Origin of the sequence: Candidatus Lokiarchaeum ossiferum (assembly GCA_025839675.1) — an archaeon.
In the GTDB taxonomy this organism is placed as follows: Archaea; Asgardarchaeota; Lokiarchaeia; order Sigyniarchaeales; family Promethearchaeaceae; genus Lokiarchaeum; species Lokiarchaeum ossiferum.
This window is the reverse complement of the sequence record CP104013.1, coordinates 2,398,808-2,420,680: the sequence shown is the minus strand read 5'-3', so window position 1 is coordinate 2,420,680 and position 21,873 is coordinate 2,398,808. Positions and strand designations below refer to the sequence as shown.

The following is a 21,873-nucleotide window of genomic DNA, read 5'->3' as shown; positions in this document are numbered from 1 at the left end:
ATGGCAGAACAAAAAGCATTTGCGCTATATTTAGGATGTTTAGCACCCCATCGTTATCCTCAAATTGAAAAGGCTACGAGATTCTTACTCGAAAAAATGGGATATCGTATTGCTGAAATGGAACGTGCTGCTTGTTGTCCTGCACCAGGCGTTTTACGTTCTTTCAATAAATTTGATTGGATGGTGGCAGGAGCTCGCAACATCTGTATTGCAGAAAAACAAGGAGTAGACCTAATTACTGTCTGTAATGGATGTTTTGGCACTTTAATTGATATTAATAAACATTTAAAAAAGGATGAAGCCGCACGGGCAGAAGTGAATGAAAAATTAAAGCTACTCGGGGATTATGAATTCCAAGGCACGATTAATGTACGCCATATCGCTGAATTTTTAGCTGTGGAAATTGGACCTTATGAAATTGAGGATTATTTAGTTCGGAAAATTCATGGAAATGTTGCCATTCATTATGGGTGTCATTTTCTTAAACCTCCAGAGGTGCGAGAAATCGATGATCCTGAAAATCCTGTTATTTTGGAAGATTTCATCGAAGCTCTCGGCTTAAAATCTTTAGATTTTAGGGATAAACTTACCTGTTGTGGTGCTGGTGGAGGTATTAAAGCCGCCTATGCTGAAACTAGTATGACTGTCTTTGGTGCCAAAATGGAGAATATTGATGAAGTCAAACCTGATTTTATCTTAGATATTTGTCCCTTCTGTCATCTTCAATTTGAAACTGGACAAGATTATTTAAATAAAAATCATGAGACAAACTATGATTATCCTGTATTACATCTCTCCCAAATCACCGCCTATTGTATGGGTATGGATGAAAAATTTGTTGGATTACAATATCAACAAATGGGGAAAGAGTACAAATTAAATTCAGTGGAGGTCGAATCCAGTGAGTGATGATACAACTATTTCAAATATTGCCCAAACCATGGATACTAAAAAAGATCCAAAGATCGGAGTCTTCATTTGCCATTGCGGCCACAATATTGCTGGCACAGTAGATGTGAAAAAAGTAATTGAAGAAGTTAAAGATTTACCCAATGTGGTAGTCGCTCAAGATTATATGTTTATGTGCTCCAAAGCTGGAGTTCAAATGGTGAAGGACGCTGTGAATGAGATGGGATGCGATAGGACGGTAGTAGCATCTTGTTCAAAAATGCAACATGGGCGAACTTTTGCAAAAGCTATTGAAGAAGAAGGATTGAATAAACATGTTCATTTTCAAGTCAATGTTCGTGAATTTTGCAGCTGGGTTCATAAAAAGGAAAAGAAGAAAGCAACCGATAAAGCTATCAAGATAATGAAAGCTGGTATCAACCGATCACGAAAATTGGAGGGTATTGAAACCAAACAAATTCCTACGACAAAAGCTGCTTTAGTACTTGGTGCGGGAATTGCAGGATTGCGTGCAGCTAGTGATTTGGCTGAGTTGGGTGTTCCTGTTCATTTAGTAGAACGGCAATCTAGTATTGGGGGTCATATGACTCAATTGAATAAAACTTTTCCAACAAATGAATGTCCTCAATGTAGTATTTCACCCCTTACTAATGGTGTTGCGAATCATCCCCTTGTAACTCTTTACACAAATAGTGTTTTAGTTGGTGAAGTTGAAGGATCCTTAGGAAATTTTACTGCCAAAATTAAAACGAATCCACGATATGTGCATGATAATTGTACTTCTTGTGGGGAATGTGCTGCTAATTGTCCTGTTGAAGTTCCTGCAGAATGGGATGCTGGTATGGCTGTAAGAAATGCAATATATAAACTCTATCCACAAGCAATTCCTTCCACTTACGTGCGTGATGAAAAAAATTGTATTCAATGCCAAACTTGTGTGAATATATGTCCAGTTGGTGCTGTCGATTTCTCCATGAAGAAAAAGATCACAAAGGTGAAAGTTGGTTCAATCGTTGTAGCAACTGGTTATGATGAGTATGATCCTTCCGAAATCGCACCATATCATTACAAGCAAGAAGGGTATGATGATGTTATCACTCAACTCCAATTGGAACGGATGATGAATCCCGTATCTTTAACTGGAAGTGAAATCCTCCGTCCTTCAGATGGTAAGGTTCCAAAACGTGTAGTTATGATTCAATGTGTTGGCAGTCGAAATGAGCAAGTCGGTTTTGAATATTGTACTGGGGTATGTTGTATGTTTGCCAATAAAAATGCACAAATCATTAAAGATATGCTCCCCGATACGGATGTGATTATCTGTTACATTGACATGCGAACTCCTGGATTAAATTATGAAGAATTTTATAAAGATTCTCAAAAAATGGGCGTGAAATTTATCCGTGGAAGACCTTCTGAAATTGCAAAAGATCCAAAAACGGGTAAGTTATCAGTTTTCGTGGAAGATACTCTCTCTCGAACTCCTATGCAGATACCTACTGATATGGTTGTGTTATCTGCAGCTATGGTGCCTCCAAAAGGTGTTGGAATATTGAGTTCAAAATTGCATGTACTACGAACGAAGGAAGGTTTCTTCAAAGAAAAGCACATTAAAATGAATCCAACCATGTCATCGAAGGATGGTATTTTTGTGGCTGGAGCTATCCAAGGACCAAAAGATATTACTACCACTGTAGCTCAAGCAGGAAGTGCTGCTGCATTGGCAGCTCAACCACTCGTGCGCGGTTATGTTGAGAAAGAAATGATTATTCCAACCATTGATTATTCAAAATGTGTCAATTGCGGACTTTGTATTACTGTGTGTAGTCCTGTTGCAATTGCTCGCGAAGATGGAAAGGTTGTTATCAAAGATGTGGCTTGTAAAGGTTGCGGAATGTGTCAGCCAGTGTGCCCAACGGGAGCTATTCAAGTAAAAAATTCTCGTGAAGATGAATTATATGATGAAATCATCGCTTTAACTGGAGGAAATTAAAATGGATACTAAGAATAAAAATGTTGTATGTTTCATGTGTGATGAATGTGGCCAAGGTGCTGCGAATACTGCTGGTGTGGCTCGTCTTGCCTATGATCCCGCAATTCGAATTGTTCGAGTGAAATGTAGCGGACAAGTGGGGCCTATTCAAATCATGGATGCCTTAAACAATGGGGCAGATGCTGTTGGGGTGATTGGTTGTTGTTTTGGCGCTTGTCATTTTTTTAATGGCAATTTTCTCTCCATGCATCGTATCAAGCTGATGAAAAAATTCTTCAAAGAAATGGGATATAGTGATCAAATGATTAATCATTACACCGCTCGAGCCGCAGAAGGAGACACGGCTACTGGAGATTTTGAAGATATAATGGAACGCTTAGGAAAAGCAGAAGAAATTGGAGGAACTTTCTAATGAGCCTTAAACTCGGTATCTTTCAATTTCGAGGATGTTCAAAATGCTTCGATGAGACTTTACTTCTCAACAAATATGAAATCGTTCGCATACCAGAACCCGCTACTTGGAAAGAAGAAAAATTCAATGTTGCAATTATAACAGGGTATCTTCTCGAAGATGATAAAAACATAATTGAAAAGATTAGTGCAAATTCAGATAGGGTAATTGCTTTTGGATCGTGCACAACCACAGGAGGTATTTTTGGATTGAATTATCAGCGCGGGGTTAAAGTAATGCCTCTCAAACTACTTCATTCTTCAATAACTGAGGTCGCAGGATGTTTGGGCGAGATCGATACATTGGAAGAAACAATAGAAAATAAGTTATCCACTCGAGTAAAAAATCTCTGTGAAACCTGTAATCGTAAATCAACTTGTGATTATTTAGAAGAAGTCCATCGCCAAATAGAATTCGGAGACGGTGAAGAACAATGTTTCAATGATTTAGGATTTATGTGTGCTGGATATGTTGCAAAGGAATGTAAAGAACGATGTATTGATTTTGGTGCCCCTTGTCGTGCCTGTAAGCCATCCGTTGAAAGATCTGGTTGGCGACAGATGGCATTATTTGCAACTCTGATGGGCAATATTGAAGTTGCAACCGAAGCAACAGGTAAAGGCGGAACTGATAAGTTAGCCGATGCTGATGATGATATCACCGAAGCAAATCCTGATGTCACCGGAAATTACTTCCGTTTCACACTGGCCGATTCTCAAATGCCGATTGGACGTTTAAAGTCTTCGGGTAATTTAAATACGGACATATATCTTGGAAGACCAATTGAAGAATTACCTTTAATTATGGGATGTTGTGGAGGAAAATCTGCAATTTCACTTACACTTGATTCAATTGAAGCATTAGAAAAGGGAATTGAAATGGAAATCCAACCCAAAACTACTGAAGTCAGAATTAAACTTCGATCTTTGGAACAAGATTTGATCAAAGCTATTGAATCTCAAGATGGAAGCGCTTATTCAAGTGTTTGTGATTCCATTCGATCAATTGCTGGAAATATGAATCTTTCAAATATCTTCTTTGGAGGATTTAAAACTCCAATAAAGGGAGAAGATGACTTTGATTCATATAAATATCAAGTGTTTGAACCCCAAGCGGGAACTTTTCAGCATGGAAAGATCCAATATTCTTTAGATCAGAAAGGAATTATTACAGAATTTAAAATGGAGGCTTAAAAAAATGAGTTTTCGATTATTAAAACAAGAAATTATCAATCCAGGACTTTGTCAAGGTTGTGGATTGTGCACTGGATCATGTAAACATTTGATCATGGAAGATCTCAAACCAACTCTTGATGATTTCTGTATTATGGAACGAGATGGGGAAGCTTGCGGTAAATGCTATAGTAAATGTCCTCAAATACGCTTGACTAAAGTCTCTAAGGAAACACCTCTAGATATTTTAGCGCTTAAATCTACGGATGAAGATATTCATAGAAATGCCGTAAGTGGTGGATTTGTCACTACTTTAAATAAATATCTTTTGGAATCAGGAAAAGTGAAGAAATTGGTGGAAGTTCAAAGTATGAATGGTCGCCCTGTTTCAGTAATAACCTCTGATCCAAATGATGTTCGAAAATATTCTGGAGTCTCCTATGGACGCTCCGGTGTTTTAGAAAAAATGGTCGAAGTATTGGGCGATGCTGATCATGGACCCGTTGGTATTGTTGGAGTTCCATGCGAAATTCGAGGTGCAAAAGGTATTGAAGACGAAATGAACACCGAAATTTTCAAAATTGGACTATTTTGCAATGCAAATATTCGGGGAGGTGAATCGGAAGAAGGCGAAATTTATTCACCGTGCCGACGAAGTTGCCCCGCTGGAGTGGATGCTTCTGGATATATTAACGAAATTCGCCAAGGCAATTTCCAAGAAGCTGTTGACTTGATTCGTGAAATGAATCCTCTACCATCAATTTGCGGACGGGTATGCACTCATGAATGTGAATACAATTGTACTTTAATTGGAACTAATCATCCGATTGCCATTCGGGAATTAAAGAAGTATATTACTGATTGGGAAATGGAACATGGGCGTAAAATACCTATTGAGTCTGGAAAATCTGGCAATAAAAAAGTGGCCATCATTGGTTCAGGCCCAGCAGGACTCACAGCCAGTTATTATTTAGCACAATTGGGATATAAACCTACAATTTTTGAAAAATCTGATAAAACTGGAGGAATGCTTCGCTTTGGGGTTCCTAAATTCCGTTTGCCAGATGAGGTCTTAGATTATGATGTAGAGTTCGTAAAACAAGCAGGTGTTGATGTAAAACTCAACAGTCCGATTGGACCTGACCTGACCTTCGAAGATTTAAAAAATCAAGGTTATGAAGCAATTTTCTTGGCTGTAGGTCAATATCAACCTCTAACCTTAAAATTGGAAGGTGAAGATCTTCCCAATGTTCATACTGCTGTTGAATTTTTGGTGGATAGAAAATATCGCTATTGGGAAAATCTCGAAGAATTCAAGGATAAAACCGTTGGAATTCTGGGTGGGGGTCCTGTTGCCATTGATGTTGCTCAAACTGCAATTCGTTTAGGTGCTAAAAAGGCCATCATGGTCGAAATCCGAAGTGAAGAGCAATTAAAAATGGCTCGTGAAGAGATTCCTGCTGCAGAAATGCCATTTATTGAATATAAGTATGATACATCAACTAAAAAATTCTCACAAACCGACGATGGTCGCTTAGTATTTAATTGTCATAAAGTTTCCCAACAACCTGGGGAAAATGGGCGCACTAATTTTGAAAAAATTGAAGGTTCAGAATATAGTTTTGATGTCGATGCAATTGTCATCGCGATTGGACAAACTGGAGATCTAGATTTAATTGACCAAGCAAGCGGGTCAAAATTAGAGAAAGATCGAAGTAAAATCAAAGTGGATGAGATAACCTTTGAAACGAATCTTCCCGGAATCTTTGCCGGAGGAGATATTATTGTGCGTGGGAAAAATGTGGCGGTTGCAGCAATTGCTCATGGAAGAGAAGCTGCAACATCGATTGATCGATATTTGAGAGGTCAAGATCTTAAAGAAGGGAGAATTAATCGATCGAAAATGTTCTTCCACCCAATTTTACCACCAAAGGACAAATCGAAAAAACCTCCTACTGAAGAAATCCAAACAATCTGGCGAAATTTTGAAGAAATTGATGGAATCTTTGATGAATCGATGGCAATTAAAGAAGCAAACCGCTGTTTTAATTGTAACCGATTTTGTTCTCATTGTCAAGATTTTGCTGCTATTCATGCTGATATTACAGCTGGTGAGATTGGTTCTGAGAAAGATTTCACAACCGTTGTGATTTGGACCAAGCGAGCTCAAAGAATTGTTCAAGAAATGCTCAAAGCAGATCTATTAGTGACTGGCGTTGTATCCAAAGAAGCCGTTGATCTGGCGATTGATAAGAAAATGAAACGTCGAATCCTTGAACATTCTCATACTCCCCGTGAAAAAATCTATAATTGGCTAAAACTCAACGGCTCGGGATCAATAAGTACTTTAGGAGAGAAATTGGATATGAAAGTGAAAGATGTCCGCTTTAACGCATTGCGTTTAGTACAAAAAGGTCAGTTGGTCATGGCTGTTGAAGATGATGAGCCTATCTTTTCCTTAGCCGATGAATAATCGGTTTTTTTTTATTTCTCAAAAACAAATAAATAAGTGATAACCTATGAAATTCGATGCAGAATTAGACACATGTGGATTGGTTTGCCCAGTCCCCGCTTTAAAGACGAAAAAACGATTGCGAAGTATGCAACCGGGACAAATTTTAAAAGTAATCACCGATTACAAACCTGCTAGTCAATCCGTTCCCCGAGATTTGGCCAAAACTAAACATAAATTTTTGGGTACTGAAATTTTAGATGATGATGAAGGTTGGGAACTCTTTTTCGAATGTGTGAAATAAAATTTGAGGTTCCATTTGATCTTTTTTCTTTTTTAATCTTATTTCTTAAATTTAGCATAAAAAAACCCTTGGGAACGTTGTTTAGCTGGAAAAATTCGACCTAATCCAATAATTTGTTTTTCTGGAGATGATAAAATGGCTGTTAGCGAATCATTAATCGAATACGAAGGAGAAATGCCTTTCATTAAGGGTTGAGGTTTCATTTCTTTGAACCATGGCTTATTTATTAATTTATTTATTTGATATTCTCCTTCTTCGGGATATAAACTGCAAGTTGTATAGATCAAAGTCGTTCCCGATTGTATATATTTTTTCAGTTGTTTCAAAATTTTTTCTTGAATAATGACATTTTTTAATAAAATATGTTTATTTTGATGCCACTTCATTTCAGGGTCGTTTAAAAATGTACCTGAACCCGAGCATGGTGCATCAAACAAGATTTTATCAAATATTGGTTGTTGAAAATTGTCACCTATGCGTAAAGGTAAATTTGCTCCATCCCATTGGATGAGATGGGTATTTGGTGTTTCCATCTGATTTAACAATTTTTCCGTTGCTTTAAGCCGATCTCGACGGATATCTCCGCCAATGATTACACTTTGAAACTGGGTCAATTCTTGGATTAATCTTGTTTTCATCCCTGGAGATGCCGAAACATCTAATATTAATTCCAAGGGTTGCGGATCAACAAGTATGCATGCGATTATCGCGGATTTATCTTGAAAAATTACTTTTTTTGATTCATAGAATTTTGATTTTGACACAAGTTTTCGTTGAATCAGTGGAATATGGATTAGAAAAGGTATATCGGGATCAAGTTTGGTCTTAATCCTACTTCGATGCAAAAATTGAAGACATTCATCCCTGATCACATTCAGCGCTGTTTCATCCTTTCCCTTATCAAGTACTATTCTAAGTGCGATATAGTTTTGATCTTTAAAAGGATTCATCGCTTTGGCATTGGCTTGAATTTTCTTTTCTGACATTACTGGCAACAAATGCTCTACAAAAAAGGAAGGAACTGCTTGCAATATGCTGATTTTTTCTGGCAAGGGTTTATTTTTCAAGGCAATTTCCCAAGAAAAATGACTAATTTTCTCTAAAAACTGAGTTAAAAGGGGAATCCATTTAGGATGCGTATAGTCTGGGATAGTTTTATGAAATTCATCAAATTCTTTTTGCAGAGTGAAACCCTTGATTTGCTTCCAATGTACGCAGTATACTGAATAGTATAGTTCTGCTCTCTGTAGATAAGTAATTGCATCCAAATTCAAAGCACGTAAGGTTTTTTGAGTGATGAAATGAATTTTATTTAACCATCGCATAATCTCTCGTAGGTCGTTTAGAATCTCCGAGTATGTATTCTGATCAATGAATTGTTTTTCATCCCGATGATGAAGTCTGGATTCCAAGGAATAAGCGGGATATTCTAAATAATTCTGGAGAATATCAAGACATTTTTTTAACGCTAAGGGTTTCACTGTTCTCAATAAAGAAATACTCGCCAATTCTTATATTTATGGAATTTTTTCATCAATAAGATGTTTTATTAAACTATGTTGTGTATATTGATTTTGTATATGGTCTATCTAGCTAATGGTCGATATTATATTCCCGAAAATCTGAGTTATTCTAAAAATCATCATGTATATTTAGATTTAAATAAGAAACTTATCGGTTTGGACCAAATTGGGTTTGCATTTTTAGCGTCTCCACAAATTGTGACAATTTTGGTAGAAAATGAAATCAAAATAAATGAACCGTTTGCCAGTATCGTCACTGAAAAAGGAATTACTACTCTAAATTCGCCTTGTTCTGGAAAAATTAAAACAATTAATACAAAAGCCTTGGAATACATGGAAGTTGATACTTATACTAAAGGCTTTCTCCTTGAATTTGAAGAAATAACTGAAATTCGTGAAGATTTAATTTCTGGGGATACCATCGGGCCGTGGGCTAAAAAAGAAGTGCAATCCTTACTTCATAACCATTATTCTTTTAAAATAGTGGAAATTGGTGATTCTGCTGTTGGAAAAACGGCCATTAAAGTAAGATTCACCGATAATTATTTTAAAAAGGACTTAAAAACCACTTTAGGGGTTGATTTCGGATCTAAAGAAATTACGTGTGAGTATTTAAGTGATGACGATGTATTCATTAATGGTTCACGGACTTTTAAAGCGACTCTCAATGTCTGGGATGCTGCTGGACAAGCTCACTATGAAAAAATTCGAGGGATTTATTATCGGGATGCTAAAGGTGCTCTGCTTTGTTACGATGTGAACAATCCAATTTCTTTTAAAAATTTGCAAGTGTGGGTTGATGAATTAGAAGAACATCTAGGGTTAAGAGTTCCCACGCTATTGATAGGTAATAAAACGGACCTCGAGCGAAAGGTTCCTCTAGAGGAAGCTCGTAGATATGCTAAGCAAAATGGTTTTCTTTATGTGGAGTGTTCCGCAAAAACAGGACGTGGAGTGAATGAAGCTTTTAAACAATTGGCTGTAGAATTATATAAAAAAGAAGAAGAAATCGACATTTAATCGTTTTTGGTTAAGAATCCATGAGTACTTTCAAATCTGCTTTTGTGATGGGTCCCCCACATTCATAAGAACATCCGGATTCTTCATATTTTTCTATTTCAAAATACAAGGGTACTACATATTTCCGTAAACTATCAATTACAAAGTTTGTTCTAATATCAAGTATAAGGGGATCTTTTCGTAAACATGAATCTACAAAATGCTCAATTGTTTTCACGTTGGGGGCAATAATTTCCAACATTAAATTAAACTCGCCTGTCATTTTAAAACAGTTCACCACATGCGGACAACTTCTAAAGCGTTCCCAAATTTTAGAAACATTTTTAGTAGATAATTCGATTCGAGCAAATTTTAAGTCTAGTTGGTTGAATTCGGCCCCGACGGCTTCTGTAATTAAGTGTTTGCGTCGTAATTTAATTATTCGAGCACCAACTGCGGGTTGTGATTTATGAACTTTTTCAGCTATTGCAGAATGGGTAGTTTCGGGATCTTCCTGTAATATTGAAATTATTTTTTTATCCGTTTCATCAATATCAAGCATTTCATTGTATTTCATTTTTAATCGCCCTTAACTAATTTATAATTTTTTTTCATTTAACTCTATTTCTTATTTTGGGGAATATTTTTGAGCATAAGCTTTATTTTTCATAAAAGAAAGGGTTTTTCAACAAATCAATTTCAAAAAGTAAGAAAAAGTTGGACTTAATTGGATATAAATGGAAAATTTTCTGAGACAAAAACAAATGGGATGTTTTTATTGCTTTTCATCTTCCAAATTGGTACAGTACGGACAGTTAGAGACATGACATTGATCATCAGGAGAATCAAAATTTTCTGACTCAAAATCTACCGGTAAAACAAATTCTTTTGCATAACTGGTAATAATGTCCATCCGAATTTTTTTTACATAGGGTTGATTGCGAAAATGGCGATCTAAAATTATATCTAACCGCTTTAAACGACTGCAAGCCATGAAAAGCAATACATTATATTCACCACTCATTTTCAATGCATTTATAATATAAGGACAGTGTTGAGCTATGTCAAAAACGACTTCTGGTTTGGAAGTGGTCATTTCAACTTTTACTAAATTTAACATTGAACTGATTTCCGTTTTTGAGAAATCTACGCCTATTTGAGTTGCGAGAATGCCTTGTTCTGTTAATTTTTTGATTCGTGCACCAATTGCTGGCTGACTTCTGTCCAATTTCTTCGCTATTTCGCTATGGGTTATATTTGAATCAGCTTGCAACATTTGTATTAATTGTTTGTCTATTTCATCAAGTTTTGTTATTTTCATAAAGAGTCTTCACCAAGCACGATCTTACAATACTTCTTCAATTCTTATATTTTATAAGTAACTTAAATAACTTTATGTAAAGAGTTTTGCTTTATATAAAAAAAAATTTTGCGTAAAGAATTCCTAACTAAATATTACCAATTTGCGAGGAATTCTAAATGGGGCGTAAAATTTAAATATCGGGAAGAGGAAATCAATATCTTTATTAAGGACTCACAACTATTATAATTGTTTCTCGGTCATAGGTCCGGAATAACACCAGTACCCATTCCGAACACTGAAGTTAAGGCCGGATGCGTTGTGGATAGTAGTGATATCTCGAATATTGCGAAACCTCAAACTGAGAAACTCCCTTATTTCTTCTTTTATAATTATTTTCTTCCATTTTATGAAATATTAAACTCACTCTCTTGAATTCTAATAATTGAATTAAAATATTCATAATCCGTAGTTTGAGGAATTGAAACAATTTTTGGAAAAAACAATGAAAAAGAAGAAGATTATTGGGTGTCTGCCAATTTTTTTGATTCGTCCATAAGTAATTCTGTGATATACTCGAACGATTCTTCTACATTTGCACCTGTTTTAGCTGACAATTCTAAGTGCTTGGTGCATAAATGTTTGTTGGAATATTCTAAAGCCGCTTCCTTGGTAACTACGCGGTGATCCTCTAAATCGCTTTTACTCCCGATAAGAAATATTGGAATATTTCCTGCATTTTTCCTAACAATATCTATCCAAAGAGGCAGGCTTTCTAATGTTTTTTGCGATGTTATATCATATAAAAACAAGGCTGCATTGCTCCCTTTGCTATAGGTTGGTAATAAGAATCTGAAACGTTCTTCTCCCCCAAAATCCCAAATTTGCAACTTCACTTTTTTATCATTGGCTAATTTGATTTTTTTAGAAAAGAAATCCACTCCTATTGTCAAACGGGGGGAATCGACAAAAACACCTGTAATGTAGCGATGAGTTAACGAAGTTTTGCCGACGGAAGCATCACCAAGCATTAGCAGTTTATAGGTAAAATCTGGAGCAGAACTCATGGTTTTATACGTCTATTTTTTTATGAACACAAAGTAATTACATCTTTGTATTTGATCTTAGTTAGCTATTAAACCTTTAAAAAATTTCTATAGCTAGACATACGTTTATACATGAAAAAATATGAAGTTCATTGATTCTTAAATGTTTATGAACCAAGAGAGAGAGCTTGTTTGTCATTGCTAGGGAGAATCCCATGAAAACCATACGCTTCAAACAAAACTATAACAACCTCTTGGCAAGTACAAAAAAACAAAATTGCCTATAAAATTCTTTGTTTCTGCATTTTTTTAGGAAAACTTATTATTTTAATCTCTAATTAAAACAAATTGTCCATTCTATCATGACGAGAATCTAAAAAGGTTGAAAAATGTGCCTTTTTTTGACTAAATTTCTCATTGATCCACTGTTTTGAAAGCGACTGGCTTTTTTTGACCTGATATTGTGTTTTAAGCTGTCGTACTATGACTTCCATTTCTTCTTCGCGTAAATGAGCTCGCAAATGGGCTTCTAATTGAGGAATGGGTAAGGTACATTGAGGATTAATATTTGAGAGGGGATATAGAATTCGTATAAGGTTAGAAAATTTCTGAATGGAAGATGCAGGATCTTCAGATCCTAAAAATTCTAAGCGTAATGGGATATCAAAAGATGATAATTGGACATAGGAAGCCATCAAGGGAAATTTCAGTGGTGTTGCTTTAGAAATACTTTTTGGAATTGTTGTACTCTCTGCTGCAATTATGCTTGTCCGTTCAAAAGGCTGGAGAATTTTGAAGAAGAGGGTTGAATCGAAAAATTGGTCAAGATATTTTCGATAGCTAATTTTTTTTAATTGTTGGGCTGAATTCATTTTTGAAAGAAAAAATGGTAAGGAACGCTTTATTAGATCACGAAATGCTATGGAATGAGTATCTTTAATAGATCCGATAAGATTAATGCGCTTTTGATTGCAATATTGATATAATCGGATAAAACTTTCGACACATGTTTGATAGTGTTCGGAAATAGTTTTTTTATTATGAGCCGAGATAGGTAAGGGAGGAAAATTTAAACTTCCATCTAAAATAACAATATCTGGTTTTTCTGGGTTGGTTTTAAGAAAAGACAAAAGCATCGAGTTTTCTGAAATAGTTCGTCTTAAACCGGCTAATATTTTACCCGAATTTTCTTCAAAAGCTCCTTGATCAGAATAAAAACAATAGTTTTCTTCACGGTGAAGGGGGGGAAAGTTATAAATTGTTGTTTTTTGGGAAGATTTGAATTCATACATTACTACAGCTACTTTGATTAAAGTGATTTGTAATCCCATGAATTGACGGAACCCTAAGCCTCCATCAACTGCAGCTATTCGAATTCCATTAAGACTTGGAAGGGTATAAGGTGTGATTGGGAGAATACACCTGTTTTCTAAAAATGGCTGAGATCCAGCACTCGAGAAAGTTGAAAGATCCAATTTTGAATTTCGGCAAAATTCGGAGGATAAAATTTCGAGGAATTCTTCCTGATTTTGGGCATATTGAAAAATGGATTCGACATGGACCGCCATATTCAAGGTAAGAAGAGATTCTTTAGAAAAAAATTGCGGAATCTGAAAATCTGGCTTGTTTTTTTCTTGGTTTATTTCTGGTCTGTTCAGTGATGAAGAAGTTTTTGATATTTTATTCAATTTTAGAGATTTTCTTGTAGAATCCAGCAGTTTTTTGTGGCTAGAATAGGATTTACTGGAATTTTGCATTAATTAAGTTAAAAATAATGTCCATTATAAAGCAGATAGAGCGGAAATTTAGTAAAAAATAAAGAAAAAAATTGGGACTGAAATTGTCCCAATTCAATACCTTTTGTAAAGGTTCAGTTCAAACATATATTTTATATATATCTGCGTAATATTCTCGGAAATTGAGCCGAGAAACTTCTCAAATTTCAATTGAGTTGTTTACTTACTTCGCTTTAGCAATGATATTTCGGATTGACGACTTAAAAACTTTTGGGTTTCAATTTGTAAATCCAAGTGAAATTTTAAGTTACTTTTCCTGTTGGATTAGTTTATTACATACAGAACAGAATTGGATATTTGAGAGATATTCCGTATGGCAATAGGGACATTTAAAGACTGTGGAGGGAAGATGTGTATTCTCGACAGGTAATTGTTTCGATTTTCTTCGAATGATATGCAACCCAAAAAATAGGAGAAATATTCCGAGATTAATCCCAAAAAATATTAATGCATGCAAGAGATATTGATTTGAGATTTGAAAATTGGTGATATGTGTTTCTCCTCTGCGATTTACAGAAAAAACCCAGAATAAATAGAAAAGAATACTATAAACACCAACCCATTGAAAAAGACATTTTTTAAGCTGGTTTGGATATTTTAGAATAATAATCAAAAGGAGACAAGCTAAAAAGAGGGAACAACTAATGATTTGAATCCAAAACCCTTTTCTGAGTTCATTATTGCAATAGCTTGCGAGTGTTCGGATAATAACTTTATCCAATGAAGTTAGATCTGCATTTAAAAATACAACATTTGGATAGTAGAGGTTAAACAAAAGAAGTAAGATAGAAAACCCAATGAAATGAATTAATACAAAGAATCCCGCTTTCATCTTAAAATTCATAATGCTGTTTAGAAAAGGAACGGATAACAAAAAAATGATACCAAAGTTCCAACAAAGATCCATCTTAATAACGATGAAAAATTTTTTACATCTAAGTAATGGCAATAATAAGTACTGATAAGTATACTGCGAAACCCTCAGATAGTCAAGATTGGGTCATCATTGAATCGTCCGATGGACAAACAATTGATGTTGAACTACGTTTAATGGATTATCATTATGATTGTATCCCAAAAATAATTTCCCAAGATGGTAAAGAAGCCTATTGTTCTCAATTTTGCTGCTATACCGGCTGTTATGTTACTCCCAAGGAAATCAAAGAAGTGCAAAAAATCTTACCTGAAATAAAATCATTTTTACAAAAAGATGCCATTAATCTCTTGAAAAAGACCAAAGATCAAATTTTTGTTCCTGATGATTATGACAAGGAAGAAGATTTGTATAAAACTCGATGTTCCCCCGAAGAATGGATTTATGATGATGAAGATGACGAGGAAGAAAATGGTGGGGATGATGATGACGAGGATGGTGAGGAGGAGGATGACGAGGATGGTGAGGATGAGGATGACGAAGAAGAAAATGGTGAGGATTACGAAGAAGAAAATGAAATTGAATTTCCTCCGAGTAATCATTGCATTTTCCTTACAAAAGATGGTTTATGTGCTACCCACAAGTATTATGTAGAACATGGGATGGATTGGGTCAAAAAGAAATTCAACATTTGCACTACTTTTCCCATCGATATTCGTCCTCAAGATAAAACCCTGGCTTTCATGGATGAATTTGATACTTTTACTTTTGCTGACGTTGATTGCATTAGTTCGGATGAAAAGCATAAAAAAGAACTAGGTATGCCTCAAATCATTGAATCGATGAAATACGTTATAGTTGATCGTTACGGTGAAATTTGGTGGCAAGCTCTTAGTGATTTTGCAAAAGATTTCCGACAAAAGAAAGTAACTGTTAGGAAAATTTATCACGATACTTCAATCAAGGAGTAAAAAGTTCTTTTTTCTCTAATCTTTTTGTACAATTTCCATTAACGAAAGAGTGTTTATAACTTGGAAAAAAGAAAATGGAAAAAACTAACCAAAATCAAAAAATGAATCTGGTGTCAAGAGATTTTACTTTTTTTTGGATTTTGCAATAAGCACTACCAGACTTCCGAGAAGAAATCCAATTAATGCCATAATGCCAGAAACAGTCCAAATTTGGTTCAATAGCCTTTGAAAAAGATCTCCTGCGGATGCTTCATCCGTTTCAGAAGGTTCTACTTCATCAAGCGCAATGAATACATTAGCAAATTTTGAAATAATTCCCACTAAATTACTTCCCCCTAAATGAGCCGTTTCTCCAGACCAATAGGAAATTCCCTTGGAATTTGTAATTACAGAATTGTAGGGTGTCGTTCCCTCATCACAAATACATCTAATGATTGCTACAGGATCCAGATAGTCTCCATCTTCATTGAATTCATAATATGATTCCTTTGAATTCCTTTGAAGAATCAATATCCCGTAAATATGCAAAGTTGGGCTTTAGAATTTGTTTCCGAGAATATGATAAAAAGTAAAAATTACAGAAAAAGTGGAAAAAACATGGAAAAACGAGTTATTTCTCAGCTAAAGGTCCAGCAATGGCTTTTAATCCATCTTTGTTAATGACCACAATTTGAACTGCATATCCCGATCCAGCATCACGGGCACGTGACGCATCTAAAGCTTTACGCGCTAATGCAATGGCTTCTTCTTCTGACATTCCTTCTTCATATCCATTTTCTAACACACCTAAAGCAAAAGAACTTCCTGATCCTAAGCTTGCAAATTGTTCACCTTCCGACATATAACCAATAAAATCGATCGGATAGATTTTACCAACCCATTTTCCTTCTTCTTCCTCTACTCCCCCAACAATGTGCCATGCATAAAAGAAACTTCTACCATTGAAGAGGATGTTTCGCATTATATTCGCAATTTTCTTTACTTTGGGGATCTTTCCGGTCTGAATATGTTCCAAACGGCTGATCGCTTGGACTTGACCGATAACATATTGACAATCTGCAACTCCTCCGGCCATAGTTGCTCCTACATACTCGTTTATTGGATATAATTTTTGAGCTTCCTTAGTAGCAACAAAAAACCCGGCGGTGGCTTGACTTTCAGTGGCGAGGATCACAGCACCATCACAAACAATTCCGATAGTGGTTGTTCCAGTCTTCAGCATCTCAATTTTTTGCGTATCTGTCAGTTGATTCATCTGTGGCATTTGGGGATTAGCATTCATGTTCAATATCACTTATTATTTGGAAATAAACTTTCCCTTAAATTTTTTCCCGTGAAATTGAATAACTCAAGCAAACCTTTTGATTTACAAAAAAAAGATCAAGTATTGTACCCTTGCTAAGGTAAAAAAAAACAAAAAGTTCTATATGGAGTAAAAATAAAATTATTCTCACTGGGGGTATAGGTGAGTGATCGGATGAATGTGTTTCTCTTTTTAGTTAATGAAAAATATGAACGACTTTCTTTTATCCCTTTACCGCAAAACCATTATATTTTCATAGGTCGAGAACAGATCAAACATTTGTGCGAAGACGCCTACGGTACAACCAATGAATCCTACTACAGCTGCATAACTGAAGTTGAGATGCAAGATGAGAATCACAGTTTACGTGAGCATTTCATCATAGAGCGAAAAGTTTTGCTCGATGAGAGTGTTAAATATTATATTTATGATCGAAATGAACATTGTCTTACTTTTGTGAACAATCATGAAGTTTCAGCTCAAGGAAAACGTATAAAATCTGGAGATATCATTAGCATTCCAATTTTAATTCAAAACTCAATGGTGGTTCAGAATTTGGTTTTCTCGATCTTCTCCGACAATATATTGCTATTGGATTCATCGGAACTGGAGAGATTGGAAGAATTATCTCAACCAAAATTTATCTCAGAAAGTGATAAAGTTGGTCTTAACTCTTCTCAAAATCAAGTATCTTCAAATAATCATAAACATCATCATCAGAAGGGTGATTTTCCATCTCCGATTGATGGAAAAAAGAAGCGTAAAACAAAACGAAAATTGAATGCAATTAAATCTACCAGTGATTTCAAATCAATGAAATATGCGAAATATGAGTCGATCGTATTAGATGGAAGCAATATTGCGCGTACCACCACTCAATCAAAGAAAGCAAAAATTTCTGATGTATTAAACGTATTTGATGCCTTAGTTCAAAGTGGAGTTCCAGAAAATAAAATTTTCGTGATTTTTAGTGCGAGTTTACGTCATAATTTAATAGATTGCTCTCCTGAAAAATATGAACAGGTTTTAAGACGAAAAAATTTCCAACAAGCTCCAAAACGCACTGATGATGATTGGTTTATCATCGATTTTGCTTTGCGAACAAAGGGGTTGATTTTGACAAATGATTACTTTTCAAATTATCGGAAAAAATATCCTGCTAAAGCCCAAGAAATTGATAATGTGTCACTACGTTATACTGTATTGGGAGATCAAGTAATGTTTGATGAGCAAGCGGATATAAAGTTACATTGGTTAATTAAATCGAATAGATCCGACATTAAACGAAAGAATAAAGCAAAAAAATAACACATGTACTGGGTGTGAGTTAAATTTCATTTCCTTTTTTGATTTCTTTTTTTGGATTATATTCTGATACAAAGAGTGCAATCACGATTAACACGAATCCGATAAACATCCGAAGGGAAAATACTTCTCCCAACCATAAAACACTGGTTATGATTCCAATTACGGGATTTAAAGCTGTTAGGATGGCTATATTTTCAGAACGTATTTCTTTGTTGGATAATGCATAATTCCATAAAAGATAAGTGACTCCCACACAAAATATCCCTAAAAAGCTCACAATTCCCCATTGAGACAAGGATAATTGTGCCATTTCTGCGGGAGCGCCATAAAATAATGACGCGGGAATGATAATGAGTGCTCCGACAAAAATTATCGAGGTGGTTACATAAATCGGTTTTTCTTCTGTGGTGATAGGTTTTATGAAAGCCGTATATCCACCCCAGAATATGAAAGAAAGAAGTGAGAGTAAATCTCCAATGATCGTATTTCCAGAGATATTTATATCCGTATTCATGATTATAAGTAATACGCCACTCATCGCCAACATCAGTCCCATTATAAATCGTTTCGAAGGCTTTTGTTTGAAGAAAAGGATATTGAATATAACAACCCAAAAGGCTTGAGTATTTGAAATTATTGATTGATTGGATGCAGTTGTCATAGACAACGCCCAAAATTGTAATAGATAGGCTACAGCAAAAAACAATGTGCCGATTAAGAGAAATGATTTGATATGTCGTTTAAATACCCGAAACCATTCACCTACTTGTTTCGCAAGAATTAGGAAGGAAAACAATACTATTAACCCAAAGAACGAGCGAAGAGCAATGAAGGTAAAGGGGTTTAAAGGATCAGGAGTGACCATTTTTGCAAGAGCAAATGTTGTTCCCCAGAGCAATAATGAAAAAATTGCTGCGCAATATGATGTTCGATTCTTCATTCGAGTTCTTTAAGTGTTATTGTTGTGATTTCCAAAGCAATTCAAACCGTTCATCGGGAAGAATCACCATGGATGCTTGGGCTGATGCACAAATTTTACCCATTTCATTTAAACCTGCATGAATGGATGATTTTACTTCCACTTCAGAAAGACCATCGGGAGTTAATTCCGTTTCCATAGGTTTTGCAAGGACTGCCCGTACATAAAAGGGTTTTCCTATCAATACAGGTCGTAAAAATTCAACTTTTATTGATTTTGTAACTCCATAACGACCATATAATAAATATAGTAAATGAGCCATCAATTCGTCAAGAATCAATGTGATAATCCCCCCATGGGTAAAGTTGGGAAATCCACAATAATTCTTCTTTAATATGAGGCGCGAAATAATTTCTCCTTTGGCTTTATTTCCAAAAAATCGCATTTTTATTCCATAAGGATTGGTGGGAGAACAAGCAATACAATTGTGCTCAATTTCGGGAGGAATGACGGGAAGTAATTCATTATATCCAGATAATTCTAAATCATCATAGCTAATTTCTTGAGCTGTTGCCATCTTTAATACCAAGTAAATGAGTAAAAAAATCCATTTAAATGCTGATATGATGCATAACACAAAAAATAAAATATTCATAAGAAAAAAAAATATTAGTTTGTGAAATATCCATAAATACTATTTGGTGAGATGTCCCGTAACTTTACGTACCCATACCGTTCGAATTGAACACTGGTTCCTGGTTTTAATGTGCGGAGATTTGACTCCCCAAAGCCTTCAGTCACAATCCCATCCGGTTGTAAAATTTTGATCGGGATGTTATTCAACTCTGGAACGACTTGGATTTTTCGAATTCCTTGGATTTTATCGGAAGAAAGATACCGTGCAGTAATATTTTCATCGATGGACTCAATTTTAACATTAAACATATCTTTAAATCGAATATCTTGTCCTTCTGTGATGGCTGGATATAACACCTTCCCTTTGTGGTTTATAACTGCATCTAAATCTGCACTAGCCATGAATACATCACATTGGTGATTGTTAATTCCCATTGGAACGTTGCGCGTACCTTTCTCGGGGAATTGAGGGTTTAATAGAGGATTTGCAACATATTTATCCATAGGAATATCCAAAATTTTCACGGCTTTTGGATTTTCAACAAACCAATAACGATTGGAGTTAGCATCAATTATTTTCGTATTGTAAGAATAAATCCAGTTTTTATCAAATTCTATCCCTCGATTCGACATTCCTAAATCAATTAAGGATTGTCGAACTGAATCAGGATGGATACCTCGAGCTTCTAACGATTGAAGGCTCCAAGTACGCGGATCGCCAAAGCCATCATATATTCCTGCTCTAACATTTTGGCGAGCTTGAGTTTTACTAAATTTAAATTCATCGCCAAATTTTAAACGACCATAGAGAGAAATATGACTATGTTTCCACCCATATAAGTCCCAAATATACTTCTCTACCTCACCTTCTTTTTTCAAGTCAATTCCGCGAATGATGTGAGTGATTCCTAAGAAATGATCATCTAAACCCCATGACCATTCTAAGACAGGCCACAAACGGACTTTCGTTCCAATTCGTGGATGGGGCGCATCGGAAATTCGCATAATAATGTGATCACGCATGGCCGGATCTTTTTGATCCATGCCTGTTTTTAAACGAACAACCGCATCGCCTTCCCCAATTTTTCCACTTTTCATTTGATCATATAATTCTTGATGATGTTCAAGATCTTTGGAGCGACATGGACAATTTTTGCCAGGACGTTTAAATTCATCTCGAAAAACTTGGGCTTCACAGGTACACACATACGCTTCTCCCCTATCAATCAAATTTCCTGCTTCTTTTTGGTGATGTTCAACGCGATCGCTTTTGTAATGAGTCTCGTGATATTTAACCCCTAACCAATCTAACCCCTCAGGAATAAGATCATAGGCTTCAGGGATTACATATTTTGCATTAGGTTCATTAATTTTTTCCAGCGTGGTGCCAATGGTATCATCAAAAACTAATAATAATTTACCATTATACCGCTTCACATATTCATCATTTAATACACACATTCGGGCATTTCCGACATGTAATGCTCCAGATGGGTAAGGTGCTAAACGCATTATCACTTTTCCATTTTCTGCCCCAGGTAATTCGGGTAATACTTTTTCTTCAGGACCTGCCTTTTCTTTCTCATCCAATGCATGAGGATCCATTTCCAACGCTTTTTTCGCTTGGGTTTCCTGATCCAATTGATTTATTTCTTTAATAATTGTAAAAATTTTTATCTTAACTTCTTTTCCCTGTGTACGTAATTCAGGCATATCTCGCATCAATTTACCCATGACTGCTTTTGCGTTAGCCTTTCCTTTAAATTTGACGGCATTTTTTAACCCTTCGAGCCAGATTATTTTTTCTACTTCATTCATCTATGAGATCTCCGAACCTTTATAAACATTCAAATGCAACAATTGAAAAAAATTTTCTTATTACAAAAAATGGAAATCTCAAAGTTTTCAATGATACGT

General features: G+C 35.5%; 20 protein-coding genes and 1 rRNA gene. 10 read left to right on the top strand and 11 right to left on the bottom strand.

Annotated elements, in window-relative coordinates; all coding sequences use genetic code 11:
- The 6 genes from hdrB to NEF87_RS09970 are packed head-to-tail and all read left to right on the top strand — an operon-like array spanning position 1 to position 7,281.
- Positions 1-909, top strand: a complete 909-nt coding sequence (gene hdrB / locus NEF87_RS09995) for a CoB--CoM heterodisulfide reductase subunit B (protein WP_371806328.1) — start codon at positions 1-3, stop codon at positions 907-909.
- Entirely contained in the window at positions 902-2,902 is a 2,001-nt protein-coding gene (locus tag NEF87_RS09990; RefSeq protein WP_457919684.1) for a 4Fe-4S binding protein, read from the top strand. Before hdrB ends, NEF87_RS09990 begins: the two co-directional genes overlap by 8 nt.
- A gap of 1 nt (position 2,903) precedes the next feature.
- A complete protein-coding gene (locus tag NEF87_RS09985) occupies positions 2,904-3,314 on the top strand; it encodes a hydrogenase iron-sulfur subunit (protein ID WP_371806326.1) in 411 nt (136 codons plus the stop codon).
- Complete coding sequence (locus tag NEF87_RS09980) at positions 3,314-4,546, top strand: NADH-quinone oxidoreductase subunit B family protein (protein ID WP_457919683.1); 1,233 nt, start codon at positions 3,314-3,316, stop codon at positions 4,544-4,546. The genes NEF87_RS09985 and NEF87_RS09980 overlap by 1 nt, the downstream gene beginning before the upstream one ends.
- Positions 4,547-4,550: 4 nt before the next feature.
- A complete protein-coding gene (locus tag NEF87_RS09975) occupies positions 4,551-6,998 on the top strand; it encodes an FAD-dependent oxidoreductase (protein WP_457919682.1) in 2,448 nt (815 codons plus the stop codon).
- 46 nt (positions 6,999-7,044) lie between these two features.
- Positions 7,045-7,281: a sulfurtransferase TusA family protein gene (locus tag NEF87_RS09970; RefSeq protein WP_371806323.1), complete on the top strand. Its 237-nt coding sequence runs from the start codon at positions 7,045-7,047 to the stop codon at positions 7,279-7,281.
- Between the two features lie 38 nt (positions 7,282-7,319).
- Here the strand turns inward: NEF87_RS09970 and NEF87_RS09965 are convergent, their stop codons facing one another.
- Positions 7,320-8,762, bottom strand: coding sequence for a hypothetical protein (locus NEF87_RS09965; protein WP_457919681.1), 1,443 nt, complete (start codon positions 8,760-8,762; stop codon positions 7,320-7,322).
- A gap of 99 nt (positions 8,763-8,861) precedes the next feature.
- Here NEF87_RS09965 and NEF87_RS09960 point away from each other — a divergent pair, with 99 nt between their 5' ends.
- Positions 8,862-9,824 (top strand): GTP-binding protein, encoded by a 963-nt coding sequence (locus NEF87_RS09960; protein ID WP_371806321.1) that lies wholly within the window; start codon positions 8,862-8,864, stop codon positions 9,822-9,824.
- Positions 9,825-9,834: 10 nt separating this feature from the next.
- Here NEF87_RS09960 and NEF87_RS09955 read toward each other — a convergent pair whose 3' ends face one another.
- The gene (locus tag NEF87_RS09955; protein ID WP_371806320.1) at positions 9,835-10,380 is read right to left on the bottom strand and encodes an Lrp/AsnC family transcriptional regulator; all 546 of its coding nucleotides are present in this window, start codon (positions 10,378-10,380) and stop codon (positions 9,835-9,837) included.
- 198 nt (positions 10,381-10,578) lie between these two features.
- Positions 10,579-11,124, bottom strand: coding sequence for an Lrp/AsnC family transcriptional regulator (locus NEF87_RS09950; RefSeq protein ID WP_371806319.1), 546 nt, complete (start codon positions 11,122-11,124; stop codon positions 10,579-10,581).
- A gap of 231 nt (positions 11,125-11,355) precedes the next feature.
- On the opposite strand from NEF87_RS09950, the gene rrf reads away from it, so the two are divergent.
- A 5S ribosomal RNA gene (gene rrf / locus NEF87_RS09945) occupies positions 11,356-11,473 on the top strand.
- Positions 11,474-11,624: 151 nt separating this feature from the next.
- Here rrf and NEF87_RS09940 read toward each other — a convergent pair.
- The 3 genes from NEF87_RS09940 to NEF87_RS09930 all read right to left on the bottom strand — a co-directional run bounded on the left by NEF87_RS09940 (position 11,625) and on the right by NEF87_RS09930 (position 14,789).
- Positions 11,625-12,170 carry a Rab family GTPase gene (locus tag NEF87_RS09940; protein WP_371806318.1) on the bottom strand — a complete coding sequence of 182 codons (546 nt, stop codon included), beginning with the start codon at positions 12,168-12,170 and terminating at the stop codon, positions 11,625-11,627.
- Positions 12,171-12,487: 317 nt separating this feature from the next.
- Entirely contained in the window at positions 12,488-13,906 is a 1,419-nt protein-coding gene (locus NEF87_RS09935) for a DNA double-strand break repair nuclease NurA (protein ID WP_457919680.1), read from the bottom strand.
- 286 nt (positions 13,907-14,192) lie between these two features.
- A complete protein-coding gene (locus tag NEF87_RS09930) occupies positions 14,193-14,789 on the bottom strand; it encodes a hypothetical protein (RefSeq protein ID WP_457919679.1) in 597 nt (198 codons plus the stop codon).
- Positions 14,790-14,887: 98 nt separating this feature from the next.
- Between NEF87_RS09930 and NEF87_RS09925 the strand changes: the two genes are divergently transcribed.
- Positions 14,888-15,790 (top strand): hypothetical protein, encoded by a 903-nt coding sequence (locus tag NEF87_RS09925; protein ID WP_457919678.1) that lies wholly within the window; start codon positions 14,888-14,890, stop codon positions 15,788-15,790.
- 123 nt (positions 15,791-15,913) lie between these two features.
- Here the strand turns inward: NEF87_RS09925 and NEF87_RS09920 are convergent, their stop codons facing one another.
- Both NEF87_RS09920 and NEF87_RS09915 read right to left on the bottom strand, forming a co-directional pair.
- Positions 15,914-16,300, bottom strand: coding sequence for a hypothetical protein (locus NEF87_RS09920; protein WP_457919677.1), 387 nt, complete (start codon positions 16,298-16,300; stop codon positions 15,914-15,916).
- A gap of 100 nt (positions 16,301-16,400) precedes the next feature.
- A complete protein-coding gene (locus NEF87_RS09915; RefSeq protein WP_371806313.1) occupies positions 16,401-17,072 on the bottom strand; it encodes an Ntn hydrolase family protein in 672 nt (223 codons plus the stop codon).
- Positions 17,073-17,255: 183 nt separating this feature from the next.
- Here NEF87_RS09915 and NEF87_RS09910 point away from each other — a divergent pair, with 183 nt between their 5' ends.
- Positions 17,256-18,401: an NYN domain-containing protein gene (locus tag NEF87_RS09910; RefSeq protein ID WP_457919676.1), complete on the top strand. Its 1,146-nt coding sequence runs from the start codon at positions 17,256-17,258 to the stop codon at positions 18,399-18,401.
- A gap of 19 nt (positions 18,402-18,420) precedes the next feature.
- Here the strand turns inward: NEF87_RS09910 and NEF87_RS09905 are convergent, their stop codons facing one another.
- From NEF87_RS09905 to NEF87_RS09895, 3 genes are all read right to left on the bottom strand, one after another.
- The gene (locus NEF87_RS09905) at positions 18,421-19,341 is read right to left on the bottom strand and encodes a DMT family transporter (RefSeq protein ID WP_457919675.1); all 921 of its coding nucleotides are present in this window, start codon (positions 19,339-19,341) and stop codon (positions 18,421-18,423) included.
- Positions 19,342-19,357: 16 nt separating this feature from the next.
- Positions 19,358-19,897 (bottom strand): PaaI family thioesterase, encoded by a 540-nt coding sequence (locus tag NEF87_RS09900; protein WP_457919674.1) that lies wholly within the window; start codon positions 19,895-19,897, stop codon positions 19,358-19,360.
- A gap of 92 nt (positions 19,898-19,989) precedes the next feature.
- Positions 19,990-21,774 (bottom strand): glutamate--tRNA ligase, encoded by a 1,785-nt coding sequence (locus NEF87_RS09895; protein WP_457919673.1) that lies wholly within the window; start codon positions 21,772-21,774, stop codon positions 19,990-19,992.
- Positions 21,775-21,873 lie beyond the last annotated feature (99 nt).